This is a genomic window from Brevibacillus borstelensis (genome assembly GCF_003710865.1).
GTDB classification, from domain to species: domain Bacteria; phylum Bacillota; class Bacilli; order Brevibacillales; family Brevibacillaceae; genus Brevibacillus; species Brevibacillus borstelensis.
The window spans coordinates 1-14491 of sequence record NZ_RHHO01000014.1; the positions used below are offsets into that span (position 1 = coordinate 1).

The window sequence follows — 14491 nt, forward strand, 5'->3', positions numbered from 1 at the left end:
GAACGGAGAAACGCCCGGCACCCCGCCGACGAACGGAGAAACCCCTGGTACCCCGCCGACGAACGGAGAAACGCCCGGTACCCCGCCAACAGGGGAACCTCTTCCGGGAACACCGCCAGTTACACCGCCACCGCCACCAGTTACACCACCAGTCACACCAACCCCGGAGGAACTTGACGAACTGATTGTACTCGATCTTAAGGCCAGCAAGGATCATGTGAAGTCCGGAGAAACGTTTGAGTATACGATCAGATACAGCGTGTCCAGTACGTCAAAGCTTGAGTTTGAATCTCCGAAAATCGTATTTCCGCTGCCAGCTGGCGTCGAGTTTGTCGATCTGGTCGATAGCGAAATTTCGGAGGGCAGCTTTGACAAAGACAAAAACACAGTAACCTTTACCTTTCTCGATGACCCGCTCCCGGCTGGTTCCACTGGCTCGCTGAAGGTCCAGGCCAGATATCCCAACTACAAAACGCCGGACGGGACGTCTACAACAGCGCAATGCACGTTTGAAACGACGGTTGATGCGGAACCGAAAGAATTGCCTTCCAACGAAGCTGTGGTTACTGCCGAAGCCAAAGCAGAGTGGGAGCTGACCAAAAAGAAGATAAGGCCCCTGCCTGATCCGCTGAAAGGCTCGGTAGTCGAGTATCAAATCGATTTCACTGAAAAAGGTTCGACTTCTACCGGCAGACTCGATATCAAGAACATTACGATCGTAGATACACTGCCGCCGGAGGCGGTGTATGACGACTCTGATCCCTCGGCCTCCTCTCCGAAAGGGGAGTACGATCCGGAAACGCACACCATAAGCTGGAAACTGGAGGATGACACGAGAGGGAAGAAGATCTTCAAAGTGAAGGTGAAATACCCGGAAGACCTTGACAAAGACACGGTGAAAAACACAGTAACTGCAAAGTTTACCCCGTTGGAGCAGGAAGAAGTCACCCTCGATGCCTTCGTCGAGCACAAATTCCACACAAATCCGGACGACTTCGGAGCTTCCATTCGCAAGCAGCCTTTTTGGTACAACAAGGAAGTATCCCCAAACCAAACCGTTTCTTTTACAATCGAAGGCTTTGAAAACAGGTCAAACAAGAGCATACCAAAAGCGGTCATCACCGATATGACCCCGACAAAGGCCGGATCTTCGATACCTGGAACCGAGGATATCGATATCGAGTTTGTTCTTGAAGAACTGGAAACCGCCACCTTCTCCGGCATTGAAAAGTATGACATCTACTACACGGAGACAGAAAACCCAACAGACGCTGACTGGGTGCCTTTGAAGCAGGACATTTCGGCTTCCAAGTCGCAGAAGCTGGTAGTGAGCGACGTGGTGCCGGGCAAGGTCATCATGGGAATTCAATATCGTTTCGAAAACCTCCCCATCAATTTTGTTCAGGGAAAAGCATTCGTCCTGACCTACCGCGTACCAGAGAACCTTCCGCTAGCTGATGACGAGGCCAAAAAAATTACCAATACGGCTCTGTTGCAGTATGAATTCGAAGGCAAGCCAAGAGAGGAAACAAGTTCGGCCACTATTGACGTCGTCAAGCCCCGGCCGTTGGTGAACCTGGAAAAGAAGGCGAACCGAACCTCTTTGCAGCCTACAGAGGAAGTTGCATTCACCCTGACGATGCAAAACACCAAATACGGCAGCGCAAACCTGACTAACCCAAAGTTGACAGATATCTTGCCAGCCGATCTTGTATTTGACGAATGGAAAATGACCAAAGCTCCTGCGGGCCTCCCGGAACCATCGTTTCATGAGGATACTCAAGGTGACGGCACGAAGCAGCTCGTATGGCATTGGGAGAACAGCAGCTTGAAGCCTGGGGAAACGGTCGAGATCGTCCTGCGTACCCATGTCAAGGCGGGTGCAAAGCCGGGCGAGATTGAAAACAAGCTGCAGCTTACCTCGGATGACGATTATCTCAACGATGTCTCCTTTACGTACAAAAAATGTCCGGACTGCAAGCCGACAGACGGTACGTATGTTATCGAGCGGTCTGCGAAAGTCGCGGTCGTGGTCAGTGCTACCGTTCAATCGATCATGTGGATACGAGGCGAGCTGGATGGAGACTGGTCCCGCTATCCGGACAAAGGAAGGACAACGCCGGGCGGCACCGCCGACTACCGGTTGAAGATTTCCAATGTTGGAAATCAAACACTGCAAAATCTCGTCATGATCAACACATTGCCGAGAATTGGCGACACGGGAGTCGTCTCCACAAACGGCAAGCGGAAAAGCCAGTGGGGCCCTATTCTGATGGGGGAAGTCAGCGTTTCCGAACACATAACGGTGTACTATTCCACTACGCCCAATATCACGATGCACCCGGTAACGGGCGTTGATAACGGTCATTGGGAAGCAAGTCCGCCTTCTGACATTACAAAGGTGACAGCGCTGAAATTCGTCCTTGACCCGGGTATTTATCTTGAGCCTGAGGATGAACTGGAAATCCAGTGGCCGATGAGGGCGCCGGTCGGTGCACCTACGAACGGGGAAGTAGCCTGGAACTCCTTTGGATACATGGCGGAGACAAAAGCTGGAGAACCGCTTCTGCCTGCCGAGCCTCCCAAGGTCGGAATGACCATTTACGAGAGCAACAAAGCGGAAATCGGTGACTATGTATGGTCTGACAAAAATGAGAACGGCATTCAGGACGACGGCGAAGAGGGAATCAACGGAATTGTCGTGGAACTGTTGAACGCGCAAGGAACAACGCTGGAGAAGACGGTGACGGGCGACGATTTCAATGGAAATCCGGGTTATTACCTGTTCCCCAACCTGGAGCCGGGCTCATACATGGTCCGTTTTGGAAGCTCCCTCCATCATGAGAAGCTGACAGTGAAAAAGGCGGGCCAGGATGCGGCAAAGGATTCGGATGCCGATCCCGCTACCGGCAGAACCGACCTGATTACGCTGTCGGAGAACGAGAAGAATCACACCATTGACGCCGGCTATATTCCAAACAAAGGCGCGATCGGCGACTACGTCTGGCTCGATGCCAACGACAACGGAATACAGGATGACGACGAGTCCGGAGTCGATGGAGTTGTTGTCGAGCTGTATAGCGGTGAAAACAGTCCGCCAATCAAGACGACAACAAGAACCAAGGACGGCAAGCCAGGGTATTACCTGTTTGATCAGCTGCCGCCAGGCGACTACAAGGTAAAGGTAATCGCTCCGTCCATCGCCTATGGCTTTGGCAAGCAGGAGCAGGGCTCCGACCGCGGAAAAGATTCCGACGTGGACAGAGAAGGCTGGTCAAAAGTGATCAAGCTGGGCCAAGGCGAGCTGAACCTGACGATTGACGCCGGATTGGTTAAACTGCCGCCAGCCGCTTTGGGTGACTATGTATGGGTCGACAGCAACCGAAACGGCCTTCAGGATGCTGGTGAAGCGGGCCTGGACGGTATGACCGTCGAGCTCTACAACAGTAAAAACGAACGGGTAGCGACGACGAAGACACAAACCAAGGACGGCAAAAAGGGCTACTATCTGTTCGATTCACTGGATGCGGGCACGTACAAAGTCCGGTTTGTTCCGCTTTCAGCGTATGTGTTCACGACAACCGGCGCGGGCTCCGACAGGGCTGCCGATTCCAACGCAAAATCGACGGGCTGGACCGATGAGATTACTCTTCAGCCGGGCGAGACCAACCTGACGATTGATGCGGGAGTCTATTCGGCTCCGGTAGGTCCTGTACTGAAGGCAAAGCTGGGTGATACAGTATGGATCGACGAGAACAAAAACGGTCTTCAGGACGAAGCCGAAAGCGGTCTTGACGGTGTAACCGTCCAGCTCTTTGACGAAACGGCGTCACTGATCGCGACCACGGAAACGGCGACAGTCAACGGAAAAGCCGGCTACTATGAGTTTAACCAGTTGACGGGCGGTACCTATCTGGTTCGCTTCCTTCTTCCTGACGGGTACGAGTTTACCTTGACGGAGGAGGGCGAAGACCGGAGCAAAGATTCAAACGCAAACGAAGAAGGCTGGACCAAGCCGATCATCCTCGGAGCCGGAGAGACGAATCTGACCATTGATGCCGGAGTCTACGCGTCCACTGGCAACAGCGGAAAAGCGAAACTGGGCGATACGGTCTGGATCGACAAAAATAAAAACGGCCTTCAGGATGAGGATGAGCCCGGTATAAACGGCGTCAAGGTCGAGCTGTATGATGACAACGGAAAACAGCTTGATCATACGGTGACAGCAACCGTCAACGACAAAAAGGGGTATTACGAGTTTGCCCGTCTGGATGCGGGTACCTACCAGGTCCGTTTTATCTTGCCGGAAGGATACTCCTTTACCGAAAGGCTAGTCGGTTCTGACGAAAATATTGACTCAGATCCTGACAAGGACGGCTGGACCAAGCGGATCAAGCTGGAGCAGGAAGAGGAAAATCTGAGCATCGATGCAGGTCTGGTGTCTAAACCAGACAAACCGGAGAAGCCGGAGAAACCGGAGAAACCTGAGAAACCGGATAGGCCGGATAAACCAGATAAACCAGATAAGCCAGATAAGCCAGATAAACCGGATACCCCGGATAACCCAGGAACCCCTGATAATCCAGGCAGTCCGGGCAATCCAAGTAATCCAGGCAATCCGAGCAACCCTGGCACTCCGGTACAACCGGGTACGGGCAATCCCGGTGGAGGAAACGTCACTCCGACTCCGGGCACGGGCCAACCTGGCGCTGCAACACCAAACACTCCGCCAACCGAAAATCTGGAAACCATTGACCCTGACGATATCCCGGCAGGGGCAGGGTCCCTGGAGCCAGACAACCAAGCTCCTCCTGCATCCGAGGACGGAACACCGGGCAAGACACTTCCCCAAACAGGCGAGTCGATGTCGTACTTGCCGTTTATAGGAGTTGCCTTCTTCCTGATAGCAGGGGTCTTGTACCGGTTGCGACAAAAAATCTAAACGGTGCAGTTGCATCTCCGAATGCGACAGGCAACAAATGAAGCAAGGCTAGCCGCGGCACAGAATGCCGCTGGCTAGCCTTTTTCTCATTATCAGGGGGAGGACAGATTCCTACTTTTTAACGGAAAAAGTAATGGCGGTGCCCTGACCAGGAATGCTCTCGATATGCAGACCTTTCCCGTAGATTTGTTTCAATCGCCGGTTCGTATTGATGAGTCCAATGCCCCGGGGTTTCTCCAAGGTACCCTCGAGGACGTTTTTCAGCGTGTAGTCATCCATGCCTAGGCCGTCATCGACTACAGAAATTTCCACATACTCCTTGCAATTGGTAACACGTATGTGGATTTTTCCTCCTCTTGCCCGTTTCATGAGGCCATGTCTGATCGCATTTTCGACGAGAGGCTGGATGGAAAGAGGCGGAATTTGCACCTCGATGTGGTCGTCCACTTCCCAGACGACGTCCAGCCTGTCGTCATGCCGCTGCTTTTCGATGAACAGGTACGAGCGGACAAAGGCAAGCTCATGCTCAATCGGCACCAGCTTCTTGGAATTGTTGAAATCAAAGCTGGCCCGCAAATATTTACCAAGCTCCTCAAGCAGGGCTGTCATTCGGGCTGAATCGATATCGCTGAGTGCGGCAATGGTGTTCAAGGTATTAAATAAAAAGTGAGGTTGAATCTGTGCCTGGAGCCATGCAGCTTCCAGACGCAGTCGTTCGCTGACGGAGTTTTTCAGCTCGGTCAAGGCCCGTACCCGGGATCTCAATTCCATCGCATCGACCGGTTTTGTGACATAATCGTTGGCGCCGGAGTGGAAGCCCGCTTCTATATCCTCGGGGCGATTGCGTGCGGTCAAAAGCAGGATGGGCAGCTCAGAAATGGAAAACCGCTCACGAATTGCCGCCGTCAACTCATACCCCGACATCTGCGGCATCATCACGTCCGTAATAACCAGGTCCCACTCGTTTTCGCTCAAAATGGCCAGCGCTTCCTTTCCGCTCGAAGCGGTGACGATTTCGTAGTGATCCAACGACAAAATGTTTACGAGTACGTTGACGTTTACCGGATCATCGTCGACGGCCAGGATGCGTGCTCCTTCCGTTGCCGGGACGTCCGCTTTTGGCTTCGCCGCGACCGCGGGCAGCTCGGAAACGGATACGGCAGTTTCCAGACGGGTAACCGAATCGGATGAGGCCAGAACGGAAACATTGCCAGATGGAAGACGAGATGGATCAGTAAGCGGCAGGCTGAAGGTAAAAGTAGTGCCCTTTCCAGGCGTCGAGCTTACCTCAATGGTGCCGCCATGCAGCTCAACCAATTGCTTGCATATGCTCAGGCCCAATCCGAACCCGCCGCCTTCCATCCCGGCGCTTCCCTGTTCGTAAGGCTGGAAAATCCTTAGCTGTGTCTCTTTGTCCATCCCGACTCCGGTATCGGAGACCATGATAAAGACTTTCCCCGCTTTTGCCTGTGCTTTGACGACGATGTCTCCTTCGGGCGTATATTTCACCGCATTGTGAAGCAGATTGAACAAAATCTGGATCAGGCGGTGTTCGTCGGCCATGACGCCGGGCAGGTTGCCGGGGATCTGATTGACGAGCCGCACAGGTTTTCCTTCCGTAAGAAAACGAATCATATCCAGCACGCCCGAGGCAACGGTTTGCACTTGCACGTTTGCTACCTGCAGCTGAATCCGCCCCTCCTTGAGACGATTCAAATCAATCAGGTCATTGAGCATCAGGGACATTCGTCTGCCGACGGAAATGAGCAGCTTCATGTTTTCCCTGCTGTTGTTGTCAGAAATGCTTCCGCTATCAAGTACCGACTGTGCAATCGACAAAATGCCGTGCAGCGGATTTCGCAGTTCATGCGAGGTGTTCACCAGGAAGTCGTCCTTCAGCTTGTCTGTCTTTTTCAGCTTCTCGGCAAGCAAGGCCGTCTGGGTGGAAGCCCTGAAATAGCGCCGGAACCAGTAGGAGGCGAGAGCGATGACCGTTGCGATCATATCAAGCGGGTAATAACCCATCTCCATCGAGCTGTTGCCTTTGATAATCCCCCATAGCATGTTGAGCATGATGCTGATGGCGCCGAGACACAAGAAAACGACATCCGGGTCATCCTTCAAGGTCTTTTGGAAAAAGAGCCCGGGGATGATCAAAAAAGGAAAGAGGACGACAAGCACCTTAAAGAGATTGATGGCAGGGTACAGGGCAGACGTCGACAAATTCAGGATCAAACTGATGCAAGCAGCGACGAGGTACCAACGGGAAGCTCGAAAGACCACAAAATCCGGAAAGAGGTGCCTGACATATTGAAAGAGAAACACGGAAGCCCCAGAAAGGAAATGGAGACCAGCTTCCGGTGCCATTCGTATTCGAGCGGCATCCATTGCAGGAGGAGCCGATCATCATCCAGCACAATCGTGAAAATGGCCGACATCATCAACAAAGCAAAATAGATGAGCGACTTTTGCCGTACCCCGAGAAAAAAGAAGATCAAGGCATAAATAATGTGCAGGCTCAAAATCAGGATGACAACGACTTGGGTTCCGACGGAAAATTCCACGGCCCGATTCACCGCTTGCTGGGACCCGAACTTGACGGGGTCCACCATTCCCGCGGAAACGCCGTTGTAGTAATTGGCGGCGTGAATGACGATGTCTATCTCCCCGCTGTCCGCCGTAAAAACAGCAGAATAAGGGACACTGATCGCTTTGGTTTGTTCAGCGTTTACATCCGGATAGCCGGCTTGCCCCATCAAACGGCCGTTTACGTACAGTTCAGAGGCGGAGACGATGCGGTGGACACGTATTTCGTACGGTTGATGGCGGTCAGGATTCACCAGTACGCGCAAGCGATATGTACCGTACCCGAATGATGAGTTCTTTTCGGAAGTAAGATAAGATTTCCAGTGGCCGGGTACTTGAACGATTTTCTTGGATGTCTCCGTTTGCCCTTGCAAACCTGTATCCGTGCCTGAGTGCCTTGCGAGAAACTGACTGGGATAAAACTCCCACTCGCCCTTCAAAGAAATCGGACGCTCAGACGCAAAGTCCCAATCACGCAAGTCCAGTACGCCCTGGACAGCGCGTGGCTGATCCGGAGGGAAGTTCAGGTACATCCATAAAATCCGGATACTTGTCAAAGTCAGTATAAAGATAATAGCAATTAGGAAAAGTTTTCTTTTCGTCATAGTTTCAATAATTCTATTTAGGCGATACAATCCCTTTTATTCAGGGGGGGAATAAAATGCCTTTCGAGCATTGGCGGGCGCAAAATGGACATGGATCCCTCACAAACATTGTTCAAGAGACAGAGAATTGATTATGATGGGGGAAGGATTCTCTGAAGAGGAAAGAACATCATGGCAAACAAACACCGGTCCCTCTTCACTTCTCAAGAAAGGATGTCATCAATGAGCAAAACGTTGGTACTGGCTGAAAAGCCTTCCGTTGGTCGGGATATAGCAAGAGTGCTGCATTGCCATAAAAAAGGAAACGGCTTTTTCGAGGGAGACAAGTATATCGTAACGTGGGCCTTGGGCCATCTTGTTACCCTGGCTGATCCGGAAGCGTACGGCGAGCAGTTCAGTTCGTGGAAGATCGAGGACTTGCCGATCCTGCCGCCTTCCTTCCGGCTGGTGGTGATCAGGGAGAGCAGCAAGCAATTTCATGCGGTGAAACAGCAAATGCTCCGCAAAGACGTAAAAGACATCGTCATCGCCACAGACGCGGGCCGCGAGGGAGAGCTGGTGGCCAGGTGGATCATCGAAATGGTCCGGACAAACAAGCCGCTCAAACGCCTCTGGATTTCGTCCGTGACCGATAAAGCGATCAAAGAGGGCTTCCAACGGTTAAAAGACGGCAAGGAATTCGAGCATCTATACGCCTCTGCGGCTGCCCGCGCGGAAGCGGACTGGGTAGTAGGCATCAACGCGACGCGGGCTTTGACCTGCAAGCACAATGCCCAGCTTTCCTGCGGACGGGTACAGACGCCCACGCTCGCCATCATTGCCAAAAGAGAGGAAGAAATTCGCCGGTTTGTGCCAAAGCCTTATTACGGCATTGCCGCTGTCGCTGAAAACAACCTGCGGCTGATTTGGCAGGACCCGAAAACAAAGGAAACGAGAACCTTTTCCAAGGATGCCAGCGATCAGATCCTGAAGGACATCAAGGGGAAGGAGGCCGAAATCGTCGAAGTCGCGAAAACGCTGAAAAAGAGCTATGCTCCGCAGCTCTACGACTTGACCGAATTGCAGCGGGATGCCAACAAGCTGTTCGGCTATTCGGCCAAAGAGACGCTTTCCATCATGCAGAGCCTGTATGAAAACCACAAGGTGCTGACCTATCCGCGAACCGATTCCCGTTACCTGTCCTCTGACATCGTTGAGACGCTGGCGGACCGGATCAAAGCGGTACAAATCAAGCCGTATGCCCAGTTGGCTGCGAAGGTGCTGCGGTCCGGAATCAGGGCAAACAAGTCCTTTGTCGATGACAGCAAGGTATCCGATCACCATGCGATTATTCCGACCGAGCAGAAGGTCTTTTTGGGAGACTTGAGCGACAGGGAGCGAAAGATTTTTGACCTGGTGGTAAAACGCTTTCTGGCGGTGTTGTTCCCGCCGTTTGAGTACGAGCAGACGACGATCCAGGCGAAAATCGGCGTTCATTTGTTTACAGCCAAAGGAAAAAGGGTCACGGCTTCCGGCTGGAAAGAAGTGTACGATCACGATTACGAGGAAGAGGAGTCAAAAGAAGGTGTAGCCGATCAACTGCTGCCAAGCATCTCCAAGGGAGACCGGCTGCGCATCAGTTCAGCGACGCGGACAACCGGGGAGACGAAGCCGCCGGAGCCGTTTACCGAAGCGAGCCTCTTGTCCGCGATGGAAAATCCGGCAAAATATATGGCGCACGAAAAGAAAGAGCTGATCCAGACCATCGGCGAGACGGGCGGGCTCGGAACGGTCGCGACGCGCGCCGACATTATCGAAAAGCTGTTCAACAGCTTCCTGATCGAGAAAAGGGGCAAGCACATCCATATCACCTCGAAAGGAAAGCAGTTGCTGGAGCTCGTCCCGGAAGATTTGCAATCGCCGACGCTGACAGCCCAGTGGGAGCTGAAGCTGGGGTCGATCGCCAAAGGCAAGCTGAACAAGCAAGCGTTTATCGGCGAGATGAAGAGCTATGCCAAAACCGTCGTTCAGGAAATCAAGAATAGCGACAAGAAATTCCGCCACGACAACCTGACCCGCAGCAAATGTCCGGAGTGCGGAAAGTTCATGCTGGAGGTAAACGGGAAAAAAGGCAAGATGCTCGTCTGTCAGGACCGGGAATGCGGCCACCGGAAAACAATCGCCAAGGTGACGAATGCGAGATGCCCGCAATGCCACAAAAGGCTGGAGCTGCGGGGCGAGGGAGAAGGCCAGACGTTCGTCTGCGTCTGCGGCCACCGGGAGAAGCTGTCGACCTTTAACGAGCGGCGGAGCAAGGAAAAGAACACCAAGGTGTCCAAGCGGGAGGTAGCGAAGTTTTTGAAGGAGCAGGAAAAGGAAGCCGACGGCATGATGAATACGGCACTCAAAGACGCGCTTGCCAAGCTGAAGCTGGACAATTAATGATTCATTCGCAACGATCGCGATCAGTAATCGTTTGCTATCGGTGATAATGGAGTGGCCTTATGTATTTGTGAGGCCACTTTTTCTGTTTTTTGACGCGGCTTAACAAAACTGAGACGATTCTTCAACACCAGCTTAACAATCGGTTGGTACGATCATCTTGCAACCAATCATTTGATACCGACTGTACGCGGGTTGAGACGAGGAGAAAGCCCCCATACAGGAATAGCGTGGAGAAAAGACAGACCTGGCTTTTGCAGGGATGTTTATCTGTGCTATTGCTGCATGGGGGCATTTTGCGTACAGCCGATGCTGTCACGGAAAGGAGCAGGCGGGAGGCTTTGCTGGACACAACGTTGTTTGATGCGTATTTCTTTGACCTGGATGGGACGGTCTTTCTCGGAGACCGGCTGCTTCCCGGAGCGGCAGAGACACTCGCGGGGCTGCGCGTAAGCGGCAAAAAAGTGATGTTTCTGACCAACACCTCCGTCCAGACGCGGGAGGGCTGTCAGGTGCGCCTGCACAAGCTGGGCGTAGACGCGGAGCTGGAGGAAATCATGACGGCCGCCTATGCCGCAGGCCTGTACTTGAGAGAACAGGAAGCCCGGCCGCGCGTGCTGATCATCGGCGAGTCTGCGCTGAAAGAGGAAGTGGATGGCTTTCAAATTGAGCAGGTGCAAAATCCAGCGGAGGCGACGCATGTACTGGTCGGCATGGACCGCGCGTTTACATATGCGAAGCTGCAGGCCGCGATGGAAGCCGTCAGCAGCGGCGCCCGGCTGATCGTCACCAATCCCGACCCGGTCTGTCCCGTTCCCGGCGGCTCCATTCCCGATACAGGAGCGCTGGCAAAAGCAATTGAGACCGCCAGCGGCAAGAGCGCCTGGGCGATGATCGGCAAGCCTTCCGCCTTTTACGCCGAGAAGGTGCTGGCGAAAGCAGGGCTGTCAGCGGAACGGTGCCTGATGGTAGGGGACCGGCTGGAAACGGACATCCTCCTCGGACGAAAAAGCGGCATGAAAACGGCCCTCGTCTTGACGGGGGTAACGGACAGATGCGCTGCTGAATCCTCAGAAATTGTTCCGGACTACATCCTGCCGACGATTGGGCAGTTGTTTTCGATTGCGGGAACCGGAACGGGAGCCGTTTCATGACGGCTTAACAGGACCTTTACACAAACCAAATTATTCCTTCGCAAGCGATTGCTATGATGGGAGGGGCATGCAGAGAACGATGGAGCACAAGTGCAGAGATAAGGGGGGAGAGACATGGCCGAAGTAGAATTGCGGCGCATTTGCAAAACGTTTGACCGGCAAACGGTTGTCCACGAGGTGAGCGCCCTGATTGAGCCGGGCGAGTTTTTCGTCCTGGTGGGTCCCTCGGGATGCGGCAAGTCGACCACACTGCGCATGATTGCCGGATTGGAGGATATCAGCTCCGGGGAGCTGCTGATCGGGGGAAAACAGATGAATCACGTCCCGCCGAGCGGCCGGAGCATCTCGATGGTGTTTCAAAACTACGCCTTGTACCCGCATTTGACGGTGAAAGAAAATATTTTGTTCGGCCTGAAGGTGCGCAAGGTGGACAAGCAGGAGCAGGCCAAAAGGCTTGCGCATGCAGCAGAAATGCTGGGGATCTCTCAGTTGCTGCAGCGAAAGCCGCGCGAGCTGTCCGGCGGGCAGCGCCAGCGTGTAGCGCTCGGGAGGGCGATCGTCAGCCAGCATCCGATTTGCCTGATGGACGAGCCGCTGTCCAATCTCGATGCCAAGCTGCGGGGCCACATGCGCACGGAAATCCGCCAGTTGCAGCAGGAGCTGGGGATCACGATGATCTACGTTACGCACGACCAGGTGGAGGCAATGACGATGGGGGACCGGATGATGGTGCTCCGCGACGGGCAAGTCCAGCAAATCGGACGACCTTTGGACGTGTACAACCAGCCGGCCAATTTGTTCGTCGCCGAATTCACCGGCTCCCCTCCGATGAACACGGTGAACGGAACGTGGGCAGGCGACGGTTCTTGCCAGGGCGTGGTGATCGGGACAGGCAATGAAAAAGCATTTCTCCCGATTGGCTATCGCGAGGGGATCAGGGAGGGCGCTCCGGTGGTCTTGGGCATCCGTCCCGAGGCGCTGCAGCCCTTCGCAGCGGAACCGACCGTCGGCATCCCGGACCATACGGCGAGCGAGCGAGCCGGTCAGGGCAAAGCGGAGCGGGCGGTCCAGGGCATAAGCCAGTTGGCAAGCCTGGCTGCAAATCCGGTTGCAAGCCCGGCGGCAGGCTCGGATGCGAGTGCCGGAGCCATCACTTTGCCCGTCAGGGTGGAGGCTGTCGAGATTCTCGGCTCGGAGACGATCGTCGAGTTCGCTTTGGCAGGCGCCCGCTGGAAGGCCAAATGGAACGGGCAATGGCCTTGCCGGAGGGGAGAAATGGTCCGAGTCGGGTTCTACCCGGGCCAAATTTGCCTGTTTGACCCGCAGTCGGGCAAAAATCTGACTGCTTCGGAGTCAAAGACCATCCACCAAAACGTTTTGCAAATAAACGCCATCTAAAAGACGCGAAAAGGGAGAGAGTAACCGATGCGTACAGTTGTGAAAGGGTTGTTTTCCGTACTGATGAGCATGGCATTGATCACGGGCTGCTCGAGCGGGAATGCCCCGGCGACGGGCAGTCAGGCTGGAGCAGGAGCAGGATCGGAAGCCGCGGCCGGATCGGGAGCGGGCAAGGCAAGCGGGGAAAAAACAGAGCTTACCTTCTTCTATCCGGTAGCGGTCGGCGGTCCGCTGACGAAGATCGTCGACGGCATGGCGGAGGAATTCAACAAGGCGAATCCCGATATTGCCGTGAAACCGGTCTACACCGGAAGCTACCAGGATACGACGACGAAAATCCAGGCCGCCGTCCAAGGGAAGACGCCGCCTGACGTTGCGGTCATGCTCTCGACGGAGCTGTACACGATGCTGGACATGGACGCGATCCTTCCGTTGGACGATTTTATCGCCAAGGATGGCGGCAGCGAGTACGTAAACGACTTTTATCCGGGCTTCATGGCCAACTCGCAAGTAGACGGCAAGACGTACAGCATCCCGTTCCAGCGCAGCACCATCGTCCTTTACTACAACAAGGAAGCGTTCAAAGAAGTCGGCCTTGACCCGGAAAAGCCGCCGCAAAACTGGGATGAGCTGGTGGAGTATGCGACAAAGCTGAAAAAAGACGGGCGCTGGGGTGTCGAAATCCCGACATCCGGGTTTCCGTATTGGATGTTCCAGTCCTTTGCTCTGCAAAACGGCAAAAACCTGATGACCGAAGACGGGAAAAAGGTCTTCTTCGATACGCCGGAAAACGTCGAAGCGCTGCAACTGTGGGTCGATTTGGCGAAAAAGCATCAGGTCATGCCGGAGGGCGTGATTGAGTGGGCGACGGTGCCGTCCGATTTTCTCGAGGGCAAGACGGCGATGATGTACCATACGACCGGAAACCTGACGAACGTGAAAAACAACGCGAAGTTTGACTTTGGGGTAGCGTTTTTGCCCGCGAAAAAGACCTTTGGCAGCCCGACAGGCGGAGGAAACTTCTATATGTTCAAAGGCATCGACGAGAAGAAGCAGGAAGCGGCGTGGAAGTTCATCCGTTTCATGACTGAGCCGGAGAGGGCCGCGCAATGGAGCATCGATACAGGGTACGTAGCCACGCGCAAATCGGCCTACGAAACCGAGAGCATGAAAGAGTACGTCAAAACATTCCCGGTGGCGGCAGTCGCCCGCGACCAGTTGGCATACGGACACGCCGAGCTGTCTACACATAACAACGGGAAGGTGACCAAAGCGCTGAACGACAGTCTGCAAGCCGTGATTACCGGTCAGGCGGAGCCTGCCGCGGCATTGAAAAAAGCGCAGGAGGAAGCGGACAAAATCCTCGCGCCGTTCAACAAATAAAA

The 14491-nt window shown here is 54.1% G+C and carries 7 protein-coding genes; 5 read left to right on the forward strand and 2 right to left on the reverse strand.

Translation table 11 applies throughout. The annotated features are described in order from the left end of the window. Positions 1-217: 217 nt before the first annotated feature. Positions 218-4942 (forward strand): SdrD B-like domain-containing protein, encoded by a 4725-nt coding sequence (locus EDM54_RS07410; protein WP_221175476.1) that lies wholly within the window; start codon positions 218-220, stop codon positions 4940-4942. Positions 4943-5053: 111 nt separating this feature from the next. On the opposite strand, the gene EDM54_RS07415 is transcribed toward EDM54_RS07410, so the two are convergent. Next, positions 5054-7267 carry an ATP-binding protein gene (locus EDM54_RS07415; RefSeq protein ID WP_255320333.1) on the reverse strand — a complete coding sequence of 738 codons (2214 nt, stop codon included), beginning with the start codon at positions 7265-7267 and terminating at the stop codon, positions 5054-5056. Continuing rightward, positions 7174-8061 (reverse strand): hypothetical protein, encoded by an 888-nt coding sequence (locus tag EDM54_RS26905; protein ID WP_255320334.1) that lies wholly within the window; start codon positions 8059-8061, stop codon positions 7174-7176. The genes EDM54_RS07415 and EDM54_RS26905 overlap by 94 nt, the downstream gene beginning before the upstream one ends. 294 nt (positions 8062-8355) lie before the next feature. On the opposite strand from EDM54_RS26905, the gene EDM54_RS07420 reads away from it, so the two are divergent. From EDM54_RS07420 to EDM54_RS07435, 4 genes are all read left to right on the forward strand, one after another. Next, a complete protein-coding gene (locus EDM54_RS07420; protein ID WP_024983039.1) occupies positions 8356-10554 on the forward strand; it encodes a DNA topoisomerase III in 2199 nt (732 codons plus the stop codon). Positions 10555-10895: 341 nt separating this feature from the next. Then, positions 10896-11708 (forward strand): HAD-IIA family hydrolase, encoded by an 813-nt coding sequence (locus EDM54_RS07425; RefSeq protein ID WP_031932481.1) that lies wholly within the window; start codon positions 10896-10898, stop codon positions 11706-11708. 114 nt (positions 11709-11822) lie between these two features. Further along, positions 11823-13106: an ABC transporter ATP-binding protein gene (locus EDM54_RS07430; protein ID WP_122958004.1), complete on the forward strand. Its 1284-nt coding sequence runs from the start codon at positions 11823-11825 to the stop codon at positions 13104-13106. A gap of 27 nt (positions 13107-13133) precedes the next feature. Then, the gene (locus EDM54_RS07435) at positions 13134-14489 is read left to right on the forward strand and encodes an ABC transporter substrate-binding protein (RefSeq protein WP_003388712.1); all 1356 of its coding nucleotides are present in this window, start codon (positions 13134-13136) and stop codon (positions 14487-14489) included. The last annotated feature ends 2 nt before the right edge of the window (positions 14490-14491 follow it).

Bases quoted from the DNA above. Each gene is read 5' to 3' on its own strand.
- EDM54_RS26905 (WP_255320334.1), bottom strand. From the start codon at position 8,061: ATGTACCTGAACTTCCCTCCGGATCAGCCACGCGCTGTCCAGGGCGTA.
- EDM54_RS07420 (WP_024983039.1), top strand. From the start codon at position 8,356: ATGAGCAAAACGTTGGTACTGGCTGAAAAGCCTTCCGTTGGTCGGGAT.
- EDM54_RS07430 (WP_122958004.1), top strand. From the start codon at position 11,823: ATGGCCGAAGTAGAATTGCGGCGCATTTGCAAAACGTTTGACCGGCAA.
- EDM54_RS07435 (WP_003388712.1), top strand. From the start codon at position 13,134: ATGCGTACAGTTGTGAAAGGGTTGTTTTCCGTACTGATGAGCATGGCA.